The 26,094-nt window shown below is 66.5% G+C and carries 24 protein-coding genes and 1 pseudogene; 14 read left to right on the top strand and 11 right to left on the bottom strand.

Translation table 11 applies throughout. The features are described 5' to 3' along the window. Window positions 1–412: 412 nt before the first annotated feature. Entirely contained in the window at window positions 413–1,009 is a 597-nt protein-coding gene (mftR, locus tag EF294_RS19360) for a mycofactocin system transcriptional regulator (RefSeq protein ID WP_123932570.1), read from the bottom strand. 130 nt (window positions 1,010–1,139) lie between these two features. Between mftR and mftA the strand changes: the two genes are divergently transcribed. The 5 genes from mftA to EF294_RS19335 all read left to right on the top strand — a co-directional run bounded on the left by mftA (window position 1,140) and on the right by EF294_RS19335 (window position 4,752). Next, entirely contained in the window at window positions 1,140–1,262 is a 123-nt protein-coding gene (gene mftA / locus EF294_RS19355; RefSeq protein WP_006367871.1) for a mycofactocin precursor MftA, read from the top strand. Beyond that, window positions 1,262–1,612 carry a mycofactocin biosynthesis chaperone MftB gene (gene mftB, locus EF294_RS19350; protein WP_123932569.1) on the top strand — a complete coding sequence of 117 codons (351 nt, stop codon included), beginning with the start codon at window positions 1,262–1,264 and terminating at the stop codon, window positions 1,610–1,612. The genes mftA and mftB overlap by 1 nt, the downstream gene beginning before the upstream one ends. A 54-nt stretch (window positions 1,613–1,666) precedes the next feature. Beyond that, entirely contained in the window at window positions 1,667–2,944 is a 1,278-nt protein-coding gene (gene mftC / locus EF294_RS19345) for a mycofactocin radical SAM maturase (RefSeq protein WP_123932568.1), read from the top strand. A gap of 97 nt (window positions 2,945–3,041) precedes the next feature. Then, window positions 3,042–4,244: a pre-mycofactocin synthase MftD gene (gene mftD, locus EF294_RS19340; protein ID WP_123932567.1), complete on the top strand. Its 1,203-nt coding sequence runs from the start codon at window positions 3,042–3,044 to the stop codon at window positions 4,242–4,244. Between the two features lie 55 nt (window positions 4,245–4,299). Beyond that, window positions 4,300–4,752, top strand: coding sequence for an SMP-30/gluconolactonase/LRE family protein (locus EF294_RS19335; RefSeq protein ID WP_123932566.1), 453 nt, complete (start codon window positions 4,300–4,302; stop codon window positions 4,750–4,752). Here EF294_RS19335 and EF294_RS19330 read toward each other — a convergent pair. From EF294_RS19330 to EF294_RS19320, 3 genes and pseudogenes are all read right to left on the bottom strand, one after another. Beyond that, on the bottom strand, window positions 4,677–5,492 hold the full coding sequence (locus EF294_RS19330; RefSeq protein WP_123932565.1) for a mycofactocin-coupled SDR family oxidoreductase: 816 nt from the start codon (window positions 5,490–5,492) through the stop codon (window positions 4,677–4,679). The genes EF294_RS19335 and EF294_RS19330 overlap by 76 nt on opposite strands. A 104-nt stretch (window positions 5,493–5,596) precedes the next feature. Continuing rightward, window positions 5,597–5,899, bottom strand: a pseudogene (locus EF294_RS22805) (prolipoprotein diacylglyceryl transferase); the annotation flags it as partial. Window positions 5,900–5,922: 23 nt separating this feature from the next. After that, window positions 5,923–7,035, bottom strand: coding sequence for a CaiB/BaiF CoA transferase family protein (locus EF294_RS19320; RefSeq protein ID WP_123932564.1), 1,113 nt, complete (start codon window positions 7,033–7,035; stop codon window positions 5,923–5,925). 183 nt (window positions 7,036–7,218) lie between these two features. On the opposite strand from EF294_RS19320, the gene mftE reads away from it, so the two are divergent. From mftE to nicT, 7 genes are all read left to right on the top strand, one after another. Further along, window positions 7,219–7,932: a mycofactocin biosynthesis peptidyl-dipeptidase MftE gene (mftE, locus tag EF294_RS19315; protein ID WP_123932563.1), complete on the top strand. Its 714-nt coding sequence runs from the start codon at window positions 7,219–7,221 to the stop codon at window positions 7,930–7,932. A gap of 26 nt (window positions 7,933–7,958) precedes the next feature. Continuing rightward, complete coding sequence (mftF, locus tag EF294_RS19310; protein ID WP_246007982.1) at window positions 7,959–9,371, top strand: mycofactocin biosynthesis glycosyltransferase MftF; 1,413 nt, start codon at window positions 7,959–7,961, stop codon at window positions 9,369–9,371. A gap of 28 nt (window positions 9,372–9,399) precedes the next feature. After that, entirely contained in the window at window positions 9,400–10,785 is a 1,386-nt protein-coding gene (gene mftG, locus EF294_RS19305) for a mycofactocin system GMC family oxidoreductase MftG (protein ID WP_246007973.1), read from the top strand. Window positions 10,786–10,913: 128 nt separating this feature from the next. Continuing rightward, the gene (locus tag EF294_RS19300; protein WP_246007972.1) at window positions 10,914–11,549 is read left to right on the top strand and encodes a DUF5134 domain-containing protein; all 636 of its coding nucleotides are present in this window, start codon (window positions 10,914–10,916) and stop codon (window positions 11,547–11,549) included. Window positions 11,550–11,663: 114 nt separating this feature from the next. Next, window positions 11,664–12,305, top strand: a complete 642-nt coding sequence (locus EF294_RS19295; protein WP_246007981.1) for a YcnI family copper-binding membrane protein — start codon at window positions 11,664–11,666, stop codon at window positions 12,303–12,305. A gap of 50 nt (window positions 12,306–12,355) precedes the next feature. Beyond that, on the top strand, window positions 12,356–13,990 hold the full coding sequence (locus tag EF294_RS19290; RefSeq protein WP_246007971.1) for a copper resistance CopC/CopD family protein: 1,635 nt from the start codon (window positions 12,356–12,358) through the stop codon (window positions 13,988–13,990). A 225-nt stretch (window positions 13,991–14,215) separates the two neighbouring features. Beyond that, window positions 14,216–15,334: a Nickel transporter NicT gene (gene nicT, locus EF294_RS19285; protein ID WP_246007970.1), complete on the top strand. Its 1,119-nt coding sequence runs from the start codon at window positions 14,216–14,218 to the stop codon at window positions 15,332–15,334. A 21-nt stretch (window positions 15,335–15,355) separates the two neighbouring features. Here nicT and EF294_RS19280 read toward each other — a convergent pair whose 3' ends face one another. Further along, window positions 15,356–16,024, bottom strand: a complete 669-nt coding sequence (locus tag EF294_RS19280; RefSeq protein WP_123932560.1) for a vitamin K epoxide reductase family protein — start codon at window positions 16,022–16,024, stop codon at window positions 15,356–15,358. A gap of 38 nt (window positions 16,025–16,062) precedes the next feature. After that, window positions 16,063–16,797: a DsbA family protein gene (locus tag EF294_RS19275; RefSeq protein ID WP_123932559.1), complete on the bottom strand. Its 735-nt coding sequence runs from the start codon at window positions 16,795–16,797 to the stop codon at window positions 16,063–16,065. Between the two features lie 451 nt (window positions 16,798–17,248). Between EF294_RS19275 and EF294_RS19270 the strand changes: the two genes are divergently transcribed. Next, window positions 17,249–19,183: a cytochrome c oxidase assembly protein gene (locus EF294_RS19270; RefSeq protein WP_246007980.1), complete on the top strand. Its 1,935-nt coding sequence runs from the start codon at window positions 17,249–17,251 to the stop codon at window positions 19,181–19,183. Window positions 19,184–19,317: 134 nt separating this feature from the next. Further along, window positions 19,318–19,737 carry a zf-HC2 domain-containing protein gene (locus EF294_RS22800; protein ID WP_123932557.1) on the top strand — a complete coding sequence of 140 codons (420 nt, stop codon included), beginning with the start codon at window positions 19,318–19,320 and terminating at the stop codon, window positions 19,735–19,737. A 139-nt stretch (window positions 19,738–19,876) separates the two neighbouring features. Here EF294_RS22800 and EF294_RS19260 read toward each other — a convergent pair whose 3' ends face one another. From EF294_RS19260 to EF294_RS19240, 5 genes are all read right to left on the bottom strand, one after another. After that, window positions 19,877–22,177 (bottom strand): heavy metal translocating P-type ATPase, encoded by a 2,301-nt coding sequence (locus EF294_RS19260; RefSeq protein WP_123932556.1) that lies wholly within the window; start codon window positions 22,175–22,177, stop codon window positions 19,877–19,879. A 138-nt stretch (window positions 22,178–22,315) separates the two neighbouring features. Further along, window positions 22,316–22,891 carry a sigma-70 family RNA polymerase sigma factor gene (locus EF294_RS19255; RefSeq protein WP_123932555.1) on the bottom strand — a complete coding sequence of 192 codons (576 nt, stop codon included), beginning with the start codon at window positions 22,889–22,891 and terminating at the stop codon, window positions 22,316–22,318. Window positions 22,892–22,976: 85 nt separating this feature from the next. After that, window positions 22,977–23,708, bottom strand: a complete 732-nt coding sequence (locus tag EF294_RS19250; RefSeq protein WP_123932554.1) for an aspartate/glutamate racemase family protein — start codon at window positions 23,706–23,708, stop codon at window positions 22,977–22,979. A 46-nt stretch (window positions 23,709–23,754) separates the two neighbouring features. Beyond that, a complete protein-coding gene (locus EF294_RS19245) occupies window positions 23,755–25,413 on the bottom strand; it encodes an NCS1 family nucleobase:cation symporter-1 (protein WP_123932553.1) in 1,659 nt (552 codons plus the stop codon). 89 nt (window positions 25,414–25,502) lie between these two features. Next, window positions 25,503–25,922 carry a YbaB/EbfC family nucleoid-associated protein gene (locus tag EF294_RS19240; RefSeq protein WP_246007969.1) on the bottom strand — a complete coding sequence of 140 codons (420 nt, stop codon included), beginning with the start codon at window positions 25,920–25,922 and terminating at the stop codon, window positions 25,503–25,505. Window positions 25,923–26,094: the final 172 nt, after the last annotated feature.

The following is a 26,094-nucleotide window of genomic DNA, read 5'->3' as shown; positions in this document are numbered from 1 at the left end:
GCCTCAGGTCTCCTGGCGTCGGGGAAGGTGCAAGAGTTGACAGTGTAGAAACTAGAACACGTTCTACTTTGAGCCTAGCCTAGATGTCGGGCTGTGGACACCGGCAAGGCGATCGGTTCCAGGGTAGAGGGGCGGTCGGTGGCGGCTGTGTCGCAGGCATTCCCTCGACAGCGCTCTGTTTCTCGCCGACAGCGCTCTCGGTCTCCTCGACGGCGCTCTCGGTCTCCTCGACAGCGCTCTTGGTCTCCTCGACAGCGCTCTCGGTCTCCTCGACAGCGCCCCCAGATCTCGTCGACGGGGCTTGAGTCGACGGGTCCGGCTCGGGCGAACCCGTCGATCGCGAACCTCGCCATCGAGGACTTCACGCACGTCGCCGAGTCGCAGACGGGATCTCTCGATGGTGATGAGCACTCTAGAGCCCCTGCAGCCCTGCGGCCAGCGTCGCGCACCCCGCCCGGATGAGCGCGTCGAGGTCGGCGTCGGGATGGGCGAGCCATTGTTCGTAGGCGGCCAGAGCGGTGCCCAGGCACAGCCAGCCGATCGTCTGCGGGAGGTGGGCGACTTCATCCAGGCCGAGCCGATGGGCGCAGAACTCGGCGATGACGTGGCGCCAGTCGGCGTACATCAACATCGAATGTGCTTGTAGGCTCGGCACCCCCAGGAGTAGCTGCATGCGTCGGCGGTGTCCGTCGAGAAACTCCGCAGGCACCTCGTTGAAGGCGATCAGCGCCCGGGTGACGGCCTCGGCGATGGAGAGGTCGTCGGGGATCTCGGCGAGTAGTGCGCGCAGGTCGTCGAGGTGGGCGTCGAAATCGCCCCACGGGATCGCGTTCTTCGAGGGGAAATAGCGGAACAGTGTGCGACGCGCGATGCCGACGGCGTCGGCGATATCGTCGACGCTGGTTTCCTCGAAGCCGACGGTGGTGAACAGGTCGATGGCGGTCGCGCTGATCTGTGCACGGCTGGTGCGCGGGCGTCGGCCCGGCGCCGTCGAGTTCTCGGTCGTCATCAGACCTCTCTCACCAGGTCGGTGCCCGTCCGGGTGGTCAGTTTTCGGCTGGGGGGTGCAATTCTGCACTCGGTGCCATTATACTGATCGGTGATTCACATCACTACCCAAATATTAGGAGGTTTGGATCATGGCCGATCACACTGCCAAGGCAGCTCAGGACGTGTCGGTGCCCGCCGACGTCGAGACCGAGCTCGTGGGTGAATCCCTCGTTGAAGAGGTCTCGATCGACGGGATGTGCGGGGTGTACTGATGTCTACCCCGACATCTGCTCCGGTTGCCGGCGATCGCGGCTTCGCGGTCGCCGGCAACCGGCGCGACACCCCCGCCACCGTGTCCACGTTCGATCTCGACGCCGCTTGGGAGCTCAACCCCAAGGTCGCGCTACGCCCGGAACCCTTCGGGGCGTTGCTGTATCACTTCGGTACTCGCAAGCTCTCATTCCTCAAGAACCTGACCGTCGTCGGGATCGTGCGGTCCCTCGCCGAGCACGCCGACGCCGAGGCCGCTCTGGCTGTTGCCGGGATCGAAGCCGCCGAGCGCGCGCTCTATGTGCAGGCGCTGACCGCCCTGGCCGACTCCGGGATGATTGTCCGCCGCTGACGGGCGCATTCTCCACCATCCACCACCGCTCCTCGAGCCCAAGGAGACCTGAAGATGACCACACTCGAGTTGCCGCCCACTGCAACCGAACTCGCCGCCATGCCGTCGCGCCGTCCCAGCGCGCCCCCCCAGGTCGGGCGTCTGGTCGATCAGTTCGAGAAAGGGCTCGACGCCCCGATCTGCCTGACGTGGGAGCTGACTTACGCCTGCAACCTGGCATGTGTGCACTGTCTGTCGTCCTCGGGCAAGCGCGACCCGCGTGAGCTGTCGACCGAACAGTGCAAGGCGATCATCGACGAGCTACAGCGCATGCAGGTCTTCTACGTCAACATCGGTGGCGGGGAACCGACGGTGCGCCCGGATTTCTGGGAGCTCGTCGATTACGCCACCAGCCACCAGGTGGGAGTGAAGTTCTCCACCAACGGTTTACGCATCGACAAGACGGTCGCCGCGCGGCTGGCCGCGTCGGACTACGTCGACGTGCAGATCTCGCTGGATGGTGCGACAGCAGAAGTCAACGACGCCGTGCGTGGCCCTGGCTCGTTCGACATGGCGGTGCGCGCGCTGGAGAACCTCCACGAGGCGGGATTCGCCGACGCGAAGATATCGGTGGTGATGACGCGGCAGAACGTGGCGCAGCTCGACGAGTTCAAGGCTCTCGCCGATCGCTACAACGCCACTCTGCGCATCACCCGGCTGCGTCCGTCGGGCCGCGGCGCCGACGTCTGGGACGACCTGCACCCGTTGCCCGAACAGCAGCGCGAACTTTACGACTGGCTCATCGCACATGGCGAGAACGTCCTCACCGGCGACTCGTTCTTCCATTTGTCGGCGTTCGGTGGGGCCGGCGGGTCCGGCCTGCCCGGACTGAATCTATGCGGCGCGGGTCGCGTGGTGTGTCTCATCGACCCGGTCGGTGACGTCTACGCCTGCCCGTTCGCGATCCACGAGAACTTCCTCGCCGGAAACATCACGACTGACGGCGGCTTCCAGCAGATATGGCAGAAATCGGACCTCTTCACCGAACTCCGTGAGCCACAGAACGCCGGAGCCTGCACGCGCTGTGCCCATTTCGACGCATGCCGCGGCGGCTGCATGGCGGCCAAATTCTTCACCGGACTGCCGCTGGCCGGACCCGACCCCGAGTGCGTGCAGGGATATGGCGAAGAGCTGCTGGCCGGTGAGCGCGCCAAACCAACTGCGAACAAAGATCATTCGCGAGGTACTCCGTTGACCCTGATGACCAGGCAACCCGACGGCGAGATCACCCCGATCGTTGGGCCGCCGTCGAAGAACTGCGATGAGAACCCGTTGGCGGGATTCGCCCTGTAGTACCCCCCGCGTGGCGGATCGTCGGGCTCCCGGGTCGGGGGCCCTGGGTGATTCGATGCTGCGACGAACAAGAGAAGAAAATAGGTAGGAACACATAATGGTCACCAATCCCTGGGCCCGCAACCCCTGGTTCGAAACCGTTCACGAAGCGCAGTGCCGCGCCAAGAAGCGACTGCCAAAGTCGGTCTACTCCTCGCTGATCGCCGGCACCCAGGCCGGCGTGACGGCGCGCGACAACGTCGACGCGTACTCCGAGATCGGGTTGGCCCCGCACGTGATCGGCGTGCAGCCCGACCGCGAACTCTCCACCACCGTGATGGGGCAGGACCTGTCGTTTCCGGTGATGATCAGTCCCACCGGCGTACAGGCCGTCGACCCCGACGGCGAGGTCGCGGTGGCGCGCGCCGCGGCAGCCCGCGGTACCGCGATGGGCTTGTCCAGCTTCGCGTCTCAACCGGTCGAGGAGGTCACCGCGGTCAACGACAAGATCTTCTTCCAGATCTACTGGCTTGGTAGTCGCGACGAGATCCTGGCGCGTGCCATGCGCGCCAAGGAGGCCGGCGCGAAAGGTCTGATCGTCACGACCGACTGGGTGTTCAACATTGGTCGCGACTGGGGCAGCCCGGAGATCCCGGAGAAGGTCGACGTCAAGGCTCTGCTGCGGCTGGCGCCGGAGATCGCGGTCAAGCCGCGCTATGCGATGGACTGGATTCGCGACGGCAAGATCATCATTCCCGACCTGAGCGCGCCCAACGTCTCCAGGGGCAAAGGGCAGCCCGGACCGACCTTCTTCGGCGCCTACGGCGAGTGGATGAGCACCGCCCCGCCCACCTGGGACGACCTGCAGTGGCTCCGCGAGCAGTGGGGCGGACCGTTCATGGTCAAGGGCGTCACCCGCCTCGACGACGCGAAGCGGGCCGTCGACATCGGTGCGACCGCGCTATCGGTGTCCAACCACGGTGGAAACAACCTCGATGGCACGCCCGCCACCATCCGCCTCCTGCCGGGCATCGCCGAGGCGGTCGGCGATCAGATCGAGGTCCTGCTCGACGGCGGTATCCGCCGGGGTAGCGACGTCGCCAAGGCGCTGGCACTCGGAGCGCGTGCGGTGATGATCGGTCGCGCCTACCTGTGGGGCCTGGCGGCCAACGGTCAGGCCGGAGTCGAGAACGTCCTCGATTTGCTCCGCATGGGCCTCGACAGCGTGGTGATGGGATTGGGCCACAAGAGCATTGACGACCTGACGCGCGACGACCTGATCATCGGCGAGGACTTCGAGCGGTCCTTCGGCGGCGTCTGAGCAACTCTGGGTCGGAAGAACCCGGCACAAACAGGGCTACGAACAACAGGGCGCCGTGCATCCCGCCGACGGCGCTCTGTTGGTCGCCGACGGCGCTCTGTATCCCGCCGACGGCGCTCTGTTATTCGCCGACGGCGCCGTGTATTTCGCCGACGGCGCTCTATTGGTCGTCGACGGCGCTGTGTATTTCGTCGACGGCGCTCTATTGGTCGTCGACGGCGCCGTGCATCCCGCCGACGGCGCTCTGTTGTTCGCCGACGGCGCCGTGTATTTCGCCGACGGCGCTCTGTTATTCGCCGACGGCGCCGTGTATTTCGCCGACGGCGCTCTGTTATTCGCCGACGGCGCCGTGTATCCCGCCGACGGCGCTCTGTTATTCGCCGACGGCGCCGTGTATTTCGCCGACGGCGCTCTATTGGTCGTCGACGGTGCTCAGACTTTGGAGTTTCCCATGTCGATCTGGAACTGCGAACCGGTGACAGCGCGCGCTTGTGGTGAGGTGAGGTAGAGCACGGCGTCAGAGATGTCGTCGAGCGAGGCAACCGGGAAGTGATCCATCATCGAGATGAAATACCTTGTGTACTCGCCCATCTCGAAGACCTTCATGGCCGCGGAGTCGGCGATGCCCATCGGCGTGTTGACGGCGTAGGGGTGGATTGAGTTGACGCGGACGCGACGCGGGGCGAGTTCTTTGGCGGTTGTCTGTGCCAGTCCGGTGAGCGCGTACTTCGACGCCGAGTACGCCGCCTGGACGGGCATCGCCTTGAGCCCGGCGACCGAGGAGATGATGACGATCGAGCGGTCCTCGGCGTCGGTCTCCAGCAGCGAGGGAATGGTGGCGCGCAACGTCTTCCACGTGCCGACCACGTTGACGTCGAGGACGTCGGTGAATTCGCGTTCGGACAGTTCCCAGGTGAGGCCCCACGAGAGGATTCCGGCGTTGGCGATCACATGATCGAGGCGGCCGAATTGGGCCACGCCGTCGGCAACGAGTTCTTCCTGGAACGCCAGATCTCGCGTATCCCCCTGACGTGCAAGGATTTTGCCGCCGGCTTCCGTGACGAGGCGAATTGTCTCGGCAAGATCGTCCGACGTCGACGCCGGATAGGTGATGTGGTCGGCGACTTCGCCGGCGATGTCGAGTCCGATGATCGACGCACCCTCACGGGCGAATCGGATCGCGTGATTGCGGCCCTGGCCACGGGCGATGCCGGTGATGTAGACGACCTTGCCGTCGAACTGTCCCATGAAAAAACTGTAACACGTTCTATTTCGTTGGGGTGGGCTACCGGGAGAATGCGCTGTCGGCGTTGGGGCGGCCGCCGTCGGAGAGCGCTGTCGGCGCGGGGAAAGGCGCTGTCGGGGCGGAGATAGGCGCTGTCGGCGCGAGGATAGGCGCTGTCGGCGCGAGGATAGGCGCTGTCGGCGCGAGGATAGGCGCTGTCGGCGCGAGGATAGGCGCTGTCGGCGCGAGGATAGGCGCTGTCGGCGCGAGGATAGGCGCTGTCGGCGCGAGGATAGGCGCTGTCGGCGCGGGGAAAGGCGCTGTCGGCGCGGAGATAGGCGCTGTCGGCGCGAGGAAAGGCGCTGTCGGTGAGGTGCAGAGAGCTGTCGCGACGAGACGGGGCGCCGACGACATCGTCGGCGCCCCGCATCTGACCGAGGAGCTGGGATCCGGTCAGTCGGTCCAGATGGTGGACGGATCGGTGGCCTGGCGGGCCGGTCCGCTCGGCGTCTCCGGCGAGGTGCGCGAGAACCGCGGCGCCACTTGTGCCTGCATGACGCCGTCGATCTCGAGGAGGTTGGCGCGCGCCGCCATGTGTGGGTCGGTGGGAGCCTCGGCGAAGGTCAGTACCGGTGAGGTGCAGGCGTCGGTCCCGTCGAACACCTTGGCCCATTCGTCGCGGGTGCGCGAGGCAAAGGTCTCGGTGAAGACCTTCTTGAGCTCCGGCCACCTCGCGATGTCGTTCTGGTCCGGCAGGTCGGCATCGGCGAGTCCGAGACCGTTGAGGAGTGCGGCATAGAACTGCGGCTCGATCGCTCCGACGGCCATGTACTTGCCGTCGGAGGTCTCGTACACCTCGTAATACGGGGCGCCGGTGTCGAGCATGTTCACCCCGCGCTCGTCCGACCACAGGCCGGTACCGCGGAAGGCCCACATCATCTGCCCCAGAACGGAAGCCCCGTCGACCATGGCGGCATCGACCACCTGGCCGCGACCGGAGAACTGGCGCTCGACGAGAGCCGAGAGCACTCCCATCACGAGGAACATCGAGCCGCCACCGAAGTCGCCGGCGAGATTGAGCGGGGGCACCGGACGCTCGCCGTGACGGCCGATGGCATGGAGCAGGCCCGTCAGCGAGATGTAGTTGATGTCGTGGCCGGCGAGCTCGGCGCGCGGCCCGTCCTGGCCCCAGCCGGTCATGCGGCCGTAGACCAGGCCGGCGTTGACCTCGGCCAGATCATCGGGCCCGAAGCCGAGTCGTTCCATCACGCCGGGGCGGAATCCTTCGATAATCACGTCGGCCTTCGCGATCAACCCGAGGATGGTGTCGCGGTCGGCCGGGTCCTTGAGGTTGGCCTCGACGACGCGACGCCCGCGTAGCAACGCGTCGGCATTGCGGCCCTCGACCGGGAGGGTTCCGGGCCGCTGCACCCGGATGACGTCGGCGCCGAGGTCGGCGAGCATCATCGCTGCGTGCGGGCCCGGACCAATACCCGCGAACTCGATCACGCGCAATCGATTCAGCGGTCCGCTCTTACCGCTGGTGGGTGTCGAATCTGCCGTCATGGACGTCCTCCCTCGAATGGTGTCGACCTTGCCGTGCCGACCGTGTTCTGCGACGCATACTGTGGTCCAGGATTCCACAACCGATCGAGCGCTCGTCCAAGCGGGTCCGACGAGGGAATCATGGTGGTGCAATTGGTGACGACCGGCTTACCCCGAGGCGCCGCGCACATTAGACTCGTCCGAATGGTGCGAACGGCGACGCTGGGGCAATACGCATGGCCGCAAGTGACGCCGGCAGAACTGACCCTTCTCGTTCCGATCGGCTCGGTCGAACAGCATGGGCCGCATCTCCCGCTCGACACCGACACCCGCATCGCCGTCGCGGTGGCCACCGCCGTCCGCTCGGAATTGCCCGCGGGCGCCCCGGTCGCGGTCGCGCCGGAAATCGCCTACGGAGCCAGCGGTGAGCACGAGGGTTTCGCCGGGACGATCTCGCTGGGGCAGCAGGCACTGGCCGACCTGCTCGTCGAATACGGTCGTAGCGCCTGCCGCTGGGCGCGGCGCATTGCCTTCGTCAACGGTCACGGCGGCAACGTCCCCACGCTGGCCGCGTCGGTCGCCAAACTGCGCTATGAGGCGCGCGACGTGGCCTGGTATCCGTGCATGTTCGCCGATTCCGATGCTCACGCTGGACACACTGAAACCTCTGTGCTGCTGTATCTTTCGCCGGAGTTGGTGCGAACCGACCGGATCGAGGCGGGTAACCGTGAGCCGATCGGCGCGTTGATGGCGCCGATGCGTACCGGTGGTGTCGCCGCGGTCAGCGAGAACGGAATACTGGGCGACCCGCGAACGGCCACCGCCGAACACGGTGCGCAACTTCTCGCGCGTGTCGTCGATGATCTGACCCGGGCGCTCGGCGAGTGGACCGTCGACGATAAGGGGAGACTGCGGTGACGACGACCGAATGGGTCGCGCAGAAGATGCCCGCCCCGAGCGATTCCGGATTGCCGGACGGTTTCCAGATCCAGATCGATCTGCGGTGCGCACGTCGCGGCGACCTGCGCCACCTCGTCGGTGGGTCGCCGACCCGAATGCTCCGGCTCAGCGACACCGCGCTCGGTCTCACCTCGGCCGACGGTCGCATCGAGGTGTGCAACACTGCCACGCGCACGCTCTCGCGGACGCTACTCGAGACCGGCATCGCTCATCCACGGCCCATGTCGGGGCCCACGCCCGATGACGTCACCGTGGTGGTCCCGGTGCGCGACAACCAATCCGGTGTCGACCGGCTCCTCGACGCGGTGGCCGGTACCCGCGTCATCGTGGTCGACGACGGCTCGGCCGTGCCCCTCGTCGCGCAGGGGCCGCTGGTGCAGGTCATTAGATTCGAGTCCAACCGCGGCCCGGCCGCAGCCCGTAACGCGGGGGCGGCCGCCGCAACGACGGACTTCGTGGCCTTTCTCGACTCCGACGTCGTTCCCGAGCCAGACTGGCTGGTGATGCTCCTGGCGCACTTCTCTGATCCGCTGGTGGCGCTGGCCGCACCCCGGATCGTCGGGTTGTCGGCCCGGCGCGGTGAACGCCTGTCGATGGCCGAGCGCTACGAGAACGGTCACTCGTCTCTCGATATGGGGCCGACCGAGGCCGCCGTGGTACCCGGTACGTCCGTACCATATGTGCCCAGTGCGGCAATGATCGTGCGGCGCAGCGCTTTTTGCGGATTCGACGAAAGCCTCCGGGTGGCCGAGGACGTCGACCTGTGTTGGCGACTGCATGAGACGGGCTGGCGGATGCGCTACGACCCGGTCGCCCGGGTTGCCCACGACCATCGCACCAGCCTGCGGCAGGTGTTGTCTCGACGCCGCTATTACGGCACCGGAGCGGCGTTGCTGGCTGCACGGCACGGCACGCTCGCCGCGCCGATCGTGATGACGGCGTCGATGGCGCTGGCGGTGGCGGCCTTGTTGTCGCGGACGAAGCTCGGACTTGTTCTCGCCTTCCTCGTGCTGGTCCGCGTGGCACATCGATTGCGGACGCGGCTCGGCGACCTGCCCGACGCGTCAGTGGCGGCCGCTCAGCTGACCGGCCGCGCGGCCGGATATGGACTATTGCAGGCGGCCGGGGCGATCTGTCGACATTATTGGCCTGTGGCAATTCTCTTGGCGTTGATCTCCAAGCGATTCCGGATCCTCGTCATCGAGGTGGCCATCGCCGAGGGGCTCGCCGAGTGGGTGCGCGGCGTCCTCGCCGACACCACGCACGGTCCCGCGATCGGCCCCGTCGCCTATCTGATCTGCCGCCGTCTCGACGACCTCGCCTACGGTGCGGGACTGTGGGAAGGTGTTGTGCGTCAACGTGATTTCGGCGCCCTTCGACCTGTCGTCACGCGCTGACCGCCGAATCAAGATGGTGAGAACACCGGTGGATGAGACGTCGGTGACCGGTGAGATTCCCCGACGTGCAGATGTCGTCATCGTGGGCGCCGGCAGCGCCGGTTCGGTACTGGCCGACGCACTGAGCCGCGACGGCACCCGATCGGTACTGCTGCTCGAGCAGGGCAGCGGCTGGCCCGACGCCGCGGTTCGGGATCTCCGAACACTTCCGATCGGCGCGTCGTCGGGGTTCGTGACCGTCCACGACGCGCCGCCCGGCCAGACCGTGGTCCGCGGGCGCGGGCTGGGCGGGTCCTCGGCGATCAATGGTGGATATTTCTTGCGCTGGCATCGCGACGATTTCGCCGGGTGGCCCACCGGCTGGGGCGTCGACGACGTCGAGACGGCCTATCGCGAACTCGACGAGAGTGGCGGCCCGATGTCGGTGTATCCGTTCGGCGAGGACGACCTCGGGCCGGCCGCCCGCGCCTTCGAGCGATTCTGGTCGACGCGGGTACCGGTCCGCGAGGTGACCGACCGGTGGCCGATCATCGGTCTCAACCGAGTGCTGGGCAACAACGCGCACCGACTGCGCACGACCTCTGCGGAGGCGTTTCTCCGTCCGGCTCTCGCGCGTTCGAATCTCGTTGTCAGAACCGGTATTCAGGTACGAGAGATACTGATGGCGGGACAGTGGGCCACGGGTCTGCGGGCCACGGGTCTGCGGGCCACGGATCTGCGGGCCACGGGATCGGGGGGCGTCGACACCGACGTCGCCTGCGGTGAGGTGATCCTGTGCGCCGGAACGCTCGGTACCGCAGGTATTCTGCTGCGCTCGATCCCGGAGGTAATCGGGACCTCCGGCGTGCTCGTCGCCGGCGAACACCGTGAGGTGCTCGTCGGATACCGCAGGCGTTCGGCTGATGACCCGCGGCCACTCCTGCCTACCGTGGTGCACACCGACGACGGTATCGAGATCCGCTGCTACTCCGATGATTTCCAGCGGTACGTGACCGGATCGGCTGGCGGCTCACAGGTCATGGGGGTCTGTGGGATGCTCCATGCGGGGCCCGCTCGTCTCTCATCGGCGTCGGGCGGTTCGGTGCGCGTACGGTTCGACGACCTCGACGAGTCGGCGGCGGCCCCGTTGTGGGCCACGGCGTCGGACGTGGTGGACATGTTGGCGTCCGCCGAGTTCGACGAGGTGGTGGAGCCCGATTCGATTTCGGTCGATCCGGTGATCCGCAGTTCGCAGCACGCTTTCGGCAGCCTGCCGATGGGCGTCCGCACCGACTGGTTGGGTGGGGTGGTCGGCGTGCGGGGACTACGGGTGGTGGACGGCTCGATCCTGCCGAGTCCGGGCCGCAGCGGACCGCACGCCACGATCATGATGATGGCGCGCCGGATCGGTGTGGCGCTCGCGGCGGGGCACTGACCGCACCGACCACGTCCCTGCGCGCCCGACCACGCTTTCGGGAAGAAGTTCATCGATCCCCGGGAACCTTTGTGCACCGGCATCCGACCACTCTTGCGGCTCGACTACATCTGACGGACGAGAGGCGGGTGGGCGAACTGGCCGCTACCGTGGCGATCACCGGCGTGTTCACGCTGTGCGCGGTGATTTACCTCATGCGTGCGTGGCAGTCGCCGACCCCACTGATGCGATGTGCCGGAATTCTGCACGTCCTGATGGCCGTCGCGATGATAGCGATGGTCTGGCCGTGGGGTGCGCGGGTGGCACCGATCGTGTCGGTACTGCTGTTCAGTGGTGGTGCCCTGTTCTTCGCTCATCGCGTGGTCGTCGACGCCGATACGACGCGACGTCACCTGCTGGTCGGGGCGTACCACGCTGCCATGATGGCGTCGATGGTGCTGATGTCGGTGCTGATGTCGGTGCCGGCGACGGTGAGTTCCGGCTCTGCGGAGGCGAACTCGGCCCAGGGGTCGATGACCGGAATGGGCTCGATGACCGGCATGGGTTCGGCGGGCGGTATGGGTGCGATGAGCGGTATGGGAGTGCCGGGCACCGCGGGCTGGGCGCAGCCAACCGGCGTGACGGTGATCGCCGGGGTCTGTGCAGCCGCTTACCTCGCGGCTGCTCTGTGGTGGTTCTACGCGTTGATCCGTGGGCCCGCGCGCCCCTGGGGCGAGGTGCTGATGGCCACCGGGATGGGTGCGGCCTTCGCCCTCCTGATGTGAGACCCCGGTGCATTCGCCACCGGAGAGTAGTGAAATTACGAGAGAACGAGGAAATCGATGATGAGAAGACTAGTGGTAGTAGTGCTTGCCCTGGCGGGAGCCGCGGTGACACTGATGATCGGTCTCTGCGGGCCGGCGTCGGCGCATGTCAAGGTATCGGGAGTCGACGCCACCGAGGGCGGATACGGCGTGCTGACCTTCCGGGTGCCCACCGAATCCGACACCGCGTCGACCACCGAACTGGCGGTGACCTTCCCGGACGACACCCCGATCATCTCGGTGTCGACGCAACCGAAGCCGGGATGGACGGTGCAGGTGGTCAAGAAGAGCCTGCCGACACCGCAGAAGGACGACGACGGCAACGAGATCACCCAGTATGTCTCCCAAGTGATCTGGAAGGCGCAGACCCCGCAGGCCGCCATCGCGCCGGGCAACTTCGATACGTTCAGCGTGTCGGCGGGACCGCTGCCAGACAAGGCGGCGCTCTCGCTTCCCGCCCAGCAGACCTACAGTGACGGCACCGTGGTGAACTGGAACGAGAAAGCGGTTTCCGGGCAGGCCGAGCCGGAGCATCCGGCACCCGTGCTCTCCCTCGCCGCGGCATCCGGTGGACATCTGGGCGATCAGTCGATGTCGGATGACTCGAGTTCCTCACCGTCGTGGCCGGGCATCGCCGGGTTGGTCATTGCGATCGTCGCTCTGCTGGTCGGGGTCGCCAACCTGGCCCTGATTCGCAAGGGGCGTTCATCGAATTGAGATGGCGCACAGCGCTCCTGGTGTTCTTCGGGGTGGTGTGTGCGTGGGCGATGGCCACTCCTGGCCTGGCCGGCGCACACGCCACCCTGGTCTCCAGCGTGCCCACCGACGACTCGCGAGTCGCCGTCTCGCCGTCCCAGGTCGTGTTGACCTTCGACGAGAACATCAGCGTGGGAGCCGATCCCGCGCGTGTCATCTCGACGCAGGGTGATCGTGTCGACACCGGGGCGTCACACCTGACCGCGGCCGGGAACGCCCTGGCCATCCAGATGCGCCCCGATCTGCCGGCCGGAAGCTATTCGGCAACCTGGCGAGTCATTTCCGCCGACACCCACGTGGTCACCGGGTCCATCGTGTTCGGCGTGCGGGCCGACCCCGGAACCCCCGCACCGGCCGCACCGCCGGTCGCCGCCTCGGTCACCGCACTCGATCGCGGATCGCAGGCGCTGCTCTACGCGGGGCTGGTGGGCACTGTGGGTCTCGCGGTGGTGTCGCTGATGCTGTATCCGAGAACGTTGGCGCTCAAACGGTTCCGGTGGACGGTGGCGCAGAGTTGGGTCCTGGCGGTTCTGGCCTGTGCGGGCACGGTACTCGTCCGGGCCGCCGAGAGGGCAGATGTTGGTGTGAGCCAGGCAATCTCGGGCTCGGTACTCTCCTCCGGCCTCGACGGTGGCGATGCGACGGTGATGCTCGTCAGAGCGGCCCTGGTCGTGGCGCTCGGGCCGGTGCTGTTCGCGGCCGCGCGCCGACGAGTCCCACATGCGTGGGGTGGAACGCTGATCGGGGCCTGCGGGCTGGGTATCGCCGTTACCATCGCCGCAGACGGCCATGCGTCGGTGGGGGATCTGGTATGGCTGGCCATGCCGGTCACCACGCTGCACGTGGTGGCGATGACACTCTGGCTCGGCGGACTGCTCTCGATGGTGCTGATCTTGCTGCCCGACAAGCACTCCCGAAACCCAGCTGCGGTGACGTCTGAATGGCCGACACCCGCATCGCCGCCGACGCCCGAGCTGCTGACACCTGCGGTGTTGCATCGGTGGTCGCGGTGGGCGTTCGCCATGGTGGTCGTCCTGGTACTCTCCGGGGAATTCCAGGCGTGGCGGCAGATCTGGCCGGTGCAAGCGCTGTGGGACACCACCTACGGTGTCGTTGTGCTCGTCAAATCGGCTCTCGTACTGGCGATGCTCGGCCTGGCGGCATACGCGCGTCGTCGCCTCGGCCTCAGCCGTGTTCGGCGTTCGGTGCCGCTCGAGATGGCCTGCGGGATCGCCGTCCTCGTCGTCACCTCCGTCTTGGTCACCGAACCGCCCGCGCGCACCACCTATGGTCCGCCGGTGCAGGTGGCTGCCCCGCTCGACGACGGCTCGGCACAGGTGTCGGTATCGACCACGCGCCGCGGTCCGACCGTGGTGGATGTGGCCCTTGATGGCGGTCGCGGTGGGCCGATCGCGGCACGATCGTTGCGCGCGACGTTGTCCTCGGAGTCGGCGGGCATTCCGTCGTTGGTGCTGAAATTCGTTCCGGACCAATCGGACACAACGGTTACCGGCTCGCTCAGGGCGGCTCGCTGGCGCAGCGTCGCGGCGTCGGTTCCGGTCGCCGGTGCCTGGACACTGACGCTGACCGTGCAGTTCAGCGATTCCGACGCGCAGGTCACCACGGTCGGATTTGTTGTGTGGTGATGCCCCCGGGTCGTGGGTTCCCGACGCGAATTCCCGGGTCCGTGAGATACCTCCTCTATTGATGTCACCGTCGAGGGTGTAACGTCCTTCGTCAGCGCGTGGGAACCCAGGAAACCGGTGAGAATCCGGTGCGGTCGCGCCACTGTCATCCGTGCCGAACGGGCACGGTCAGCCAGACCCTGCCCCACGTCACCTTGTTCGGACGCGCAATCCAAAGGCTCTCACGTGAATTCTGCATCCTCGCCCGCCGACCCGATCGGCTCGGCCGACAGCACCAGATGGACCCGGACCGACTGGGTCCACGCCGCAGTACAACTCGGCGTCATCGCCGCGATGCACGCCGTGGCATTCGGTGTGCTGTTGATGGTCATCGTTCCGCACCACTACAGCCTGGGTAAACAGGTCTTCAGCGTGGGGCTCGCCGTCACGGCGTACACCTTCGGTCTGCGACACGCATTCGACGCCGACCACATCGCCGCGATCGACAACACCACCCGCACGCTGATGAATGACGGCAAACGCCCAAAATCGGTCGGATTCTGGTTCGCCATGGGGCATTCCACAATCGTCTTCGTGATGGCGATACTCGTGATCGTCGGCGCCCATGCGGTCTCGGCACTCACCGACGACGATTCACGCGCCCGGCAGGCCCTGGGCACCATCAGCACCGTCGCGTCCGGCTCGTTCCTGTATCTGATAGCGCTGATCAACATCGTTGCGCTCATCGGCATCTGGCGGGTGTTCCGCTCGTTACGCAGTGGGAGCTTCGACGAGGCGCAACTCGACGAGGCGCTCAACGGCCGTGGGTTTCTGGCGCGACTCCTCGGGCCGGTGATGCGGCGTATCCGGCATCCGTTCCAGATGTATCCAGTGGGCGTGTTGTTCGGGCTCGGCTTTGACACCGCGACGGAGGTGGCTCTGCTCGCCCTCGCCGGTACCAGCGCCGCCGCGGGACTGCCCTGGTATGCGATTCTCGTTCTGCCCCTGCTGTTCGCGAGCGGGATGAGTCTGGTGGACACCCTCGACGGCATGTTCATGACCGTGGCCTACGACTGGGCGTTCGCCCATCCGGGTCGCAAGATCTACTACAACCTGACCCTCACCGGCCTGTCGATCGCGGTGGCGCTGCTCATCGGGACCATCGAACTGGTCGGCGTGCTGCACGACGATCTCGGCTGGGACAACCCGATCACCAACTGGATCAGCGGTTTCGATCTGAACACCGCGGGGATCGCGATCGTGATCATGTTCATCGTCGCGTGGGTTATCGCCATCGCCTATTGGAAACTCGCGCAGCTGGAGCGCCGGCTGGTCACGACTCCCCCGAGCGCCGGTGGCCGTTGACCCCGGAGGAAGTCAGACGGTTCAGATCAGCGTCGACCAGTAGTCCCAGAAGTGCACACCGATCGCGACGATGATGATCGCGTACCACAGGGGTAACAGCACCCACAGCCAGCCGCGCAGGTCGCGCGCTCGTGGTGAGTCGCCGAAAAGCCTTCCGGCGCTGAGGATCAGCAGGATCGGCGTCAGCGTCCACACCACCATGCAGTAGGGGCACAGCGCATTGATCCGGTAGATGCTCTGGAAGGCGAGCCAGTTGACGAAGACGAAACCGAGGGCGAGCCCGAGTGTCTGACCCGCCCAATACCACCGCGGCAGCCAGACGCGGGCGGTGGTGAGCACGCCGGTCACGATGATCACCGAGAAGGCGGCGATACCGATCAGCGGATTGGGGAACCCGAAGACCCGTGCCTGCTCGGTCACCATCACCGAGCCACACGACAGCACCGGATTGATGCTGCAACTCGGCACGTATTGCGGGTTGATGAGCAGTTCGATGCGTTCGATCGTGAGCGTCGCCGCCGAGATGAACCCGAGGACACCGAGAATCAGGATCACGATGCCAGTCGCGGGGGACACCTCGGGGCGCAGGAGCCACCACGGCCGGTCATCGGTGATCGCGTCGTTGGGCGGTTCGACCGCTGGTTCCTCAGGGTCGCCGGTGGGGCCGGAAGGAGCGGGGGTGCTGCTCATTGCTGGTCGCTTCGCCTCGGGGTGGATTTGTCTCGGGATTACTGTGCGGTGCCGGCGGCCTGGTTGATCCTGGCGAGGAAGGCATCAGGGCCCAGCTGGATGTTGAAATCCTGACCGTTGATCTTCACCGTCGGTGTTCCCTGGACCTGGGAGGCCTTGGTTTGCTGAGTAACCCAGTTCTTGAACTGGCCGTTGGTGATGCACTCCTTGACGTTGGGCGCGCCGGCCTGGTTGGCGAAAGCAGCGAGCTGATCGTCGGACAGACCGGAGCCGTTCTCCTCGGGCTGATTCGCGTACAGAATGTTGTGGAACTTGAGCCAGATCGCGAAGTTGTCGGCACCCTTGGTGGCCTCAGCCACACACGCCGACGCGTTGGCCGAACGGGTGGAGTAATTGGTGCTCGACATCCGGTCGAGAATGGCCACCGGCTGATAATCCATGGCGACCTTGGGATTGCTGCGGACCTGTGTCAACGCGTCGCCGTAGACCTGCTCGAACTGCTTGCAGACCGGGCACTGGAAGTCCTCGTAGATCTGCACGGTGACCGGCGGGGTGCTGCCCGCGGGGGCGGTGGTGATGCGGAACGAGCTGTTGGTCGCAACCGACGGCGCGGTGGCGTCACCTGTGGAGGACTTGTTTTTGTGGATCACCGCGACGGCAACGATGACGGCGATAGCCACGATCGCGACACCCGCCCCGATCTTCATGACGAGCGAACGGCGCCGTTCGGCGGCTCGCGGATCGACGATCGGCTTCCGGCGTTTGTCTGCCACTTCTTCTTCTCCTGGTCCGCGGGTTCTCCGGCATCGGTCTGGGGCTCCGGTCGGTGCGCAGGGCCGGAGGGACCGCCATGCCGGTGTTCAGGGTACTGGCAGGAATCTGAGGAGCATCTGAGCGGTGGGGGCCGGTGGGACGTTGGTCCCGGGTGGTTCTCGTCACGTGAGGGGAATTCGGGCCTCGGCGGCGTGTTCGGCTCGCCTACACCGCGTCGTAGACTGACGACGATGCCGTCTCGCAGCGGCGTTGCTAGGAGACCTTGCTGTGACCGCCCCAGACGATGCCCACGCCGATCCCGGCGTGCAGCCGACCTCGACCGACGCTGCCGCGACCGTCGACACGGCGCCTGCCGGACCCTCGCCCGCCGGGACAGCTGATCCCGCCGACAATCCGGTGGCCACCGGCGCCACGCCCGCGGGAACGGCACAACGATCGAACGTGGCCGCGATGCGCGGGGTGGGCGCGGTACTCGCCGCCGGATTGCTCGTCGTGGTCCTCTACGCGCTGGTGTCGGGTCCCACCCGCCACATCGAGCGCGGCGACCCTTACCCGGGTCTGACCATCGCGGTACTCGATGTGGCCGGATACGTCGTCGGTGCCACCGTTGCCGCGCTGTGTGTCGGAGCACTGGCGTTCGTGGTCGCCGGGTCGCGACCGGATTCCGATGGGATCATCGATGCCACCGTTTATCGCGCGCACCTATTTGTCTCGCGCGCAGCGCCGGTGTGGGCGGTGGTGGCCTGGCTGATGGTCGGCGTCGCCGCATCCGACGGGTACGGTCTCCCGCTCGGCACCCTCGTGTCTTCGGGAGCGCTGTTCGAGGCGATCGGCATCAGTGAGGAGTCGGTGGCCTGGCTGGTGGTCGCTATCCTCGCTACCCTCGTCGCGATCGTCGTTCGATTCTTCCTGTCCTGGATTGCGCATGCGGTTCTGCTGATCCCCACCGGAATCGCCGTCGCCGCGTTGCCGATGGCCGGTAACGGTGCGCAGGGACCCAACCACGATTACGGCACCAGCCTGGTGATCGTTCTGGTGCTGGCGATGGCGGTCTCCATCGGATACCGCGTCGCGTACGTGGCCGCCCCGGCCGTGACACCCGAGGCCGACCGCGTGATCCTCGATCGCCGCCACACCTGGATCGTTGGCGTCGCCGACGTGCTGGCACTGATTTCCGGGGTGATCCTGATCGCGTTCCTGGTGCCGATGCGCTACCTGTTCACCACGACCTTCGGGGTGACCTCGGTGGTGATGTTGGTGGGGTTGGTCGCGGCCACCGCGTCGAGCGTTGTCGCGCTGCGGTCGGCGCACGGGGCGACACGGCTGTGGCGGATCGAGATGGCTGCCGTCGCGGTGATGGCGGCGGTATACGTGTGCTGGGCGATCATGGACACCCGGGTGGCGCCCGGCCTGCTCGCGCACCCATTCACTGCGTGGGATGTGTTCCTCGGCTACGAGTTGCCGGGATCACCGACCGCGTGGCGGTTGGCGACCTTCTGGCGATTCGACTTCCTCGTCGGCACCGCGGCCGTTGCCGCGGCCGTGCTGTACGGGATCGGGGCGCTACGGCTGCGCCGCCGGGGTGACGAATGGCCGTGGGCCCGCACCCTCTCATGGATGCTGGGTTGCCTGGTCCTCGTCGTCGTGACCGGATCGGGGGTGCGTGCCTACGGTTCGGCGATGTTCAGCGTGCACATGGCAGAACACATGGCGCTCAACATGTTCGCGCCGGTGCTACTGGTGCTGGGTGCGCCGGCGACCCTGGCCCTACGTGCTCTGCCGACAGCGGGTTCGCGCCCACCCGGTCCGCGTGAATGGCTGCTCTGGGTGCTGCACTCCACGGTGACCAGGGTGCTGTCGAATCCGGCGGTCGCGTTGCTGTTGTTCGTGTTGTCGCTCTACGTCGTCTACTTCACCGCCATCTTCGGCACCTTCGTGCGCTACCACTGGGGTCACGTGCTGCTGACGATCCACTTCATCATCGTCGGCTACCTCTTCTACTGGGTGATCATCGGCATCGACCCCGGACCCCGGCGCATCCCTTACCTCGCGCGCATCGGATTGCTGTTCGCGGTCATGCCGTTTCACGCCTTCTTCGGTATCGCGCTGATGACGATGTCATCGGTGACCGGTGGCGAGTTCTATAGCCAGCTCGGTCTACCCTGGGCCACCGATCTACTGCACGACCAGTGGCTCGGCGGGGCGATCGCCTGGGGCGCCAGCGAGGTCCCGGTGGTGCTCGTCGTCATCGCGATCGTGACGCAGTGGGCCAAGTCGGATCGGCGGGAGGCGCGCCGGGCCGACCGGCATGCCGAAACCTACGAGGATGCCGAGCTCGACGACTACAACAAGATGCTCGACGAGCTGGCCCGGACACGTCGCTGAGGCGGAGCCGGTGATTGTGGCTGAGGCGGAGCCGGTGATTGTGGCTGAGGCGGAGCCGGTGATTGTGGCTGAGGCGGAGCCGGTGATTGTGGCTGAGGCGGAGCCTGACTTGACCGTGACGGGACAATGGATTCATGCGGTGCGAGGTCGCGCGGGAGGCGCTGTCGGCGCGTGTCGACGGAGAACGGGAGACCGTTCCGTCGGCGCGTGTGGACGAACACGTAGCCGGATGCGCCGACTGCGCTCAGTGGTACCAGGCGTTGCAGCGTTTCACGATTCCCGAGATCGGTGAGCCGCTGCGGGTGGTGCGTGGTGACGACGGCCCCGATCTCGTCGAGATGATGCTCGCGGCGCGTGCGGACGCCGCTGCGCCGCCGGAGCGAGGCATCGAGAATTCTTCGCGCACATGGTGGTTGATGGCAGGGGGTGCGGCCTTCGCGTCCGGTGCGCTTGCCGTGTCGGCGGTGGTGACCCACGGATCGATGGTGACGATCGGTCTGTTCGTGGCCGCGATGCTGGTGACCGTCGGGTTGACGGTGCGTGCCCGGCGGTGATGCGGGCTGCTCCTACTGGCGCACCGTGTTCTTCCTGAAGCGCTCCGTTAGTTCGCGGGACGTTTCCGGGGGGAAGAACGCAAGGCTGGCCGAACGACAGCGGGTGCCGCTTGTCAGCGTCTGCGGGAGCCGAAGCCGCTCATCGTCGGGAGTCGCCGAAGTGTTGTAGCCGCAGGCTGTTGGTGACGACGAACAGCGACGACAGTGCCATCGCGGCGCCGGCGATCAGCGGGTTCAGAACGCCGAGTGCCGCGATCGGGATCGCGGCGACGTTGTAGCCGAACGCCCACACCAGGTTGGTCCGGATGGTGCGCTGGGTGGCCCCGGCGAGGCTGAGTGCGGCCGGAACGGCCCGGAGGTCGTCACGGACCAGGATGACGTCGGCGGCGCCGATCGCGACGTCGGTGCCGCGGCCGATCGCGAGCCCGAGGTCGGCGGTCGCGAGTGCCGGGCCGTCGTTGATACCGTCTCCGACCATCGCAACCGCATGCCCCTCGTCCTGCAGCGCGCGTAGGGCCTCGACCTTCTCATCGGGCAGTACCTCGGCGATGACGTCGTCGACGCCCACCGCCTCGGCGACCGCACGGGCGGCGCCCTCGTTGTCGCCGGTCAGCAGGATCGTACGCAGGCCGGCGGCCTTGAGCGCGGCGATCGCCGTGGCCGCTGAGGTCTTGATGGTGTCGCCGACGGCGATCGCCGCGGCGGGTACATCATCGACGACGACGTAGACCACGGTCTTGCCCTGTGCTTCGGCGTCGCGTCGGGCGCGGGCCAGCTCGGCAGGTACCACCAGCGCATGCGAGGCCCACCGGGGTGAGCCGACGCGGACCCGTTGACCGTTGACGATGCCGCTCACGCCGCGTCCGGGTTCGGTGGTGAAGTCGGTGACCTCGGCGCGGTGTTCTTCGGTCACTGCGGCGGCGATCGCGGCGCCGACTGCGTGTTCGGAGGCCGCCTCGACCGCTGCGGCTCGTGCGAGGACTTCATCGGCGTCGAATCCCGGTGCAGGATGGATTGATTCGACCGACAGCGTCCCCTCGGTGACGGTTCCGGTCTTGTCGAAGACGACGGTGTCGATCAGACGTGAGGTGTCGAGGGTCTGGTGGCCTTTGAGGAAAATCCCGAGTTGTGCACCGCGTCCGGTGGCGACCATCACCGCGATCGGTGTGGCCAATCCCAGCGCGCACGGGCAGGCGATGATCAGCACGGCCAGGGCCGCCGAGACCGCTCGGTCGGCGGGCTGACCGAGACCCAGCCAGACGGCCAGGGTCACCAGGGATAGGGCCACGACGATCGGGACGAACACCCCGGCGATCCGGTCGGCGAGGCGCTGGGCCCGTGCCTTGCCCGACTGGGCCTCCTCGACAAGCCGCATCATCCCGGCGAAGGCGGTGTCGGCGCCCACCGCGGCGGCCTCGACGATGAGCCGTCCGTTGAGGACGGTGGTGCCGCCGATGACGGCCTCGCCGGGGGTGACCTCGACCGGCCGGGATTCACCGGTCATCGCGCTCATGTCGATGGCCGCGCTGCCCTCGATCACCAGGCCGTCGGTGCCGACGGTCTCGCCGGGCCGCACAACGAAGCGTTGCTCCTCGGACAGTTCTTCGGCGGGGATGCGCATCTCGCGGCCGTCGGGCAGGAGCACCGCGACGTCCTTCGCGCCGATCGCCGCGAGTGCCCGCAGTGCGCCGCCGGCTCGTGAGCGGGCGCGCGCCTCGAAGTACCGGCCGGCCAGGACGAGGACGGTGACACCGGTGGCGACCTCGAGGTAGATCGAGTCGCTGCTCCAGATGGCATCCCACAGACCGTGAGTGGTGGCCTTGGGGTCGGTGGTGAACATCGAGTACAACGACCAGCCGGTCGCGGCCAGCACGCCGAGGGTGACCAGTGTTTCCATGGTCGCCGCCCCGGTGCGCAGATTCTTTGCCGCGATCCGGTAGAAGGGCCAGGCACACCAGGTGACGATCGGCGCGGCCATCGCGATGAGCAGCCACTGCCATCCGGTGAACCGCGTCGAGGGCACCACCGCGAACACGATGGACAGATCGGCGAGGGGCACGAACAGCACCACCGCGACAGCCAGTCGCCGGAACAGGCGCTTCGCGTCGGCGGCGTCGGTGTCGGGAATCGTGGTGGGCACCTGCGGGCGGGGGGTCGCACCGTAGCCGGCCTTGTCGACGACGGCGCAGAGGTCCTCGGTGCTCACCCGTGGCGGTGCCTCGATGGTGGCCACCCGCGTCGCATAATTGACCGACGCCTTCACGCCGTCGACCTTGTTGAGTTTGCGTTCCACGCGAGCCGCGCAAGCGCCGCAGGTCATGCCGGTGACGTCGAGCTGACGCCGCGGGTCGATCGCCGGGTCGTCGGTCCGGGTGGCCCCGGAGTTCGCAGTGGCCCCGGAGTTTGCATCGTGGCGATTCACGTCGTGCAGGGTGGTCACATCATCCTCGATCTCTCGCCTCCGGCGTCCCGGCACCTCGCCTCGCGGGGCCGTCGGCGCCTCACACAGACTCGTCCTCAGAATAGGTCGGGCCGGTTGGCCTTCTGGTTCCGACGAGTCTAGTGATCTGCCTCACAATCAAGGGTGCGGGGTGTGGCCTCGGACCGATCGACGGTGCGGAGCCGCTGACGCGGCGATCAGGTACTCGCGAGCCCGGGCCACGCGGGAGCGGATGGTGCCGATGGGGGTGCCGGTGACCTCGGCGGCCTCTTGGTAGGACAGGCCGAGGATCTGGGTGAGGACAAGTGCTTCACGACGTTCGGCGGGCAGATCCTTGAGGAGAAGGTTCACCTCCACCATGTCCTCCCAGCGAGGCCGGGAGCTGCGGGCCTCGGCGGCCGAGATCCAGTCGACGCCGGGGCTGACACGTGGGCGCGACCGGTCGTGCCGGACCTCGTCGGCGCACACCCGTCGCGCGATCGACAACAGCCACGTCTTGGCGCTGGCTTCCGCCCGGAAGCGGGAGATGCTCTTCATCGCCCGGAGGTAGGTCTCCTGGGTGAGATCGTCGGCGGTGTTCGCGTGCCCGAGATGCGCGATGAACCGCCAGACGTCCTTCTGCGTGGCGCGGATAAATTCCGTCAGTGCTGCCCGGTCGCCGGTTGCCGCACGCAACGCGGCACGCGTCAACTCGTCGTCGGGGCAGACATTCATGGCGCACACCCTATCGGGTCGGCGAACCGTATCCGGCGTCCCACCCGTGCACCGGTCACGCTCGGCACGGCAGCTGCGGGATGTGTCACCCCGGAATACCCCAGCTGTGCAGCACCCCGGTGTAGCGCTTGGGTGGTGGTGAGGCGAACTCTCCGGACGCGGTACCGGTCCGGAGCCCCATCGCCGCCATCGCCGAGAGCATGCCGATGCCAGCGGCAACCCCGTCGACCACGGGCGCACCTATCTGCGACGACATCCGCGTAGCCAGATCGGCCATGCCGGCACAGCCCAGCACGATGGCGTCGGAGCCGTCGTCGGCGAGTGCCTGCGCGCAGGCCTTGGCGAGAATGGCCTCGGTATCGGGGTTGGATTCGAGGTCGAGTACCGGGATCTCGCACGCATGGATGCCGAGGCATCGATCGCTGAAACCGTAGTGCGAGACCAGATCTCGTGCCCTGCCGATGGTGCGCGACAAGGTGGTGACGATGGAGAACCCGCGGCCGAGGGGGGCAGCGAGATGTACTGCGGCCTCGGCGATGCCGAGTACCGGTGCGACGGCCAGCTCTCGGGCCGCGTCGAGTCCCGGGTCACCGAAGCAGGCCAGCAGGTAGCCGTCGGCGTCGGGGTGGGCGGTGATCGCATCGAGGACGCCGGGCACCGCGAGCGCCTCGTCGTAATGACTCTCGATGGACTCGGGGCCGGTTGCCGAGGTGACCGCGATGATCTCGGCGTCGGCCCGTGCGACGGAGCGGGCGGCGGCCGAGATCACCGCAGTCATCTCTGTGGTGGTGTTGGGATTGATGACGACGAGCCTCATGGCAGCGAGTTCACCATGTCGACCGGTCTCGCTGCCACCGGCGTCGTCATGCGGTGGTGAGGGATGCGGTGCCCCCGTCGTCCTCGCCGTCGCCGACCGAGACGGTCGTCGGTGGTTCGTCGAGACTCATCGTGCCGTCGGCCGACACCGAGATGTCTCCGGTGGAGCCCGCGGTGGCGGGGCGCGGAGCATCTGTGCGCCCGTACACGAATTGGTTGGGCGCCAACCGCATTCCGAGATAGTAGAGGGCCAGCCCGGCGCCTGCGCCCATGAACCAGGTGAAGCTGGCCTCGTAGGGGGTGCCCCAGATGACGAAGGAGATCGGCAGGACCGATGCGAGGATCACCGAGACCACCGCAACCGGATTCCAGCCGTTCCGGTAGTAGTAGGAGCCCTCGGGCTTGCGGGTGAACAGGTCGTCGACCACGATCTGCTGCTTCTTGACGAGATAGAAGTCGGCGATCAGGATGCCGAACAGTGGACCGATCACCGCGCCGAGGGTGTCCATGGTGTAGTGAATGGCGCTGGCGTTGTTGAACAGATTCCACGGAGTGATCAGTACCGAACCGACGGCCGCGATCATTCCGCCCATCCGCCAGGTGATCTTGGTCGGGGCGACGTTGGAGAAGTCGAAAGCGGGGGAGACGAAGTTGGCGACGATGTTGATGCCGATGGTCGCTATGGCAAAGGTCAATACGCCCAACACAGCGGCCGTCGTGTTGTCAATCTTGTCGACGATGTGCACCGGATCGGTGACGATCTTGCCCTTGTCGTCGCGACCGATGACGGTCGCTCCGGCGGAAACGGTGCACACCACCAATAGGGAGAAGAACAAGAAGTTGACCGGCAGACCCCAGAAGTTGCCCTTCTTGACCTCGCCGAAGGTCTTGCCGTAGCGGGAGAAATCCCCGAAGTTGAGCATCGGGCCGGAGAAGTACGACACCACAAGGGCGAACGCGCTGATCATCGCCGTCACCGACGCCCAGCCGCTGGTTCCCGACCCTTCGGACAGATCGAAGTGGACGTTACTCCATCCGGCCTTGACGATCAGGTAGGCCGCCAGCGCGATCATCACGACATACACTGCAGGACCGCAGAAGTCGATGAACCGGCGGATGGTGTCCATGCCGTTCCAGAAGACGATCGCCTGTAGCACCCACATCAGAACGAAGCCGGCCCAGCCCAAGGGCGACAGACCCAGGAACGAGTGCGTTCCGGTGTCACCGTATTGCTCCAGGGAAGGCCAGAACTTTAACGCCAGCAGGCCGAAGGCGACTGAGGCGAGATAGGTCTGGATGCCGTACCAGACCACCGCGATGACACCGCGGACTATTGCCGGGATGTTGGCGCCCTTGACGCCGAAGCAAATTCGCGTCGTCACCGGGTAAGGCACGCCTGCCTTCTGCGAGGGCTTGGCGACGAGATTACACAGCAGGTTGACCGCCACGATACCGACGAGCAGTGCCACGAGGACCTGCCAGGCGGCGATGCCGAGCGCGAAGAGGCTACCCGCGAACACGTATCCGCCGACGCTGTGCACATCGGACATCCAGAACGCGAAGATGTTGTACCAGGTCCACTTCTGCTCTTTGAGCGGAGCGAGGTCCTCGTTGGTCAGAGATGGGTCATAGCCTGGCTTGATTACGCTGTCGCCTGCGGCGCTGTGATGCGTCTGCGCCGCGGGGGAAGCGGTGGTTGCGGACATGGGATCGGCTCCTCACACGAATAGTTGAGGAACAACCTACGAATGTATTGTTACCCGACGATTACTCGACGGATATATTCTCCCGGCCGTCAGGTGGTTCGGTGGCGTCGCTCCTCGGCAGTGGGTGGCGCCAGCGACACCTCGGGTTCGATGCCGCGGAATTGCTCGAGACCCTCAATTCGGGGGCCGTCCTTGGTGGCGTGCTCCCAGAGCTGATCCTGCAGCGCCGTGGCCTTCGCCGCGACCGCGCGCGCGGCCTTCTGTGTGGCCTCGGTGACCGAGGCGGCCAGTTCGTCGGGGGTGACGGTGTGCAGATCGTCGAGGTCGATGTGGGTGTCGATGACTACGCCGCGGGCATTGACCCAGATGCGGACGTGCTCGTCGGACGACCACGCGTCGGCGGTGAGCGCGCGCACGCGCTCGGTGATCGCGGCGGTTTCTTCGCGGAATCGATGCACGCTGCCAGCGATCTCGCCGACGATCGATTCGAAGTCCAAAGGCGAACCCATGGCCGCTATTGTGCCTGGTGCGGCCGAAGTCGGCGACCTGCCTGTTCCCTGTCGGTGTGTTAGCTTCGATAACCAGTTACGAGAAGTGAATCCGATTGTGGGGGAAGTATGTCCGATTTTTGGATGCGGCCGGAGTTTGGTGGTGCTGCCGATCTTTTCGCCGAGGCTGCGA

This window comes from Gordonia oryzae, from assembly GCF_003797185.1.
Taxonomy (GTDB): Bacteria; Actinomycetota; Actinomycetes; order Mycobacteriales; family Mycobacteriaceae; genus Gordonia; species Gordonia oryzae.
The sequence above is the reverse complement of the archived record's forward strand: the minus strand, read 5'-3'. Positions and strand labels throughout refer to the sequence as shown.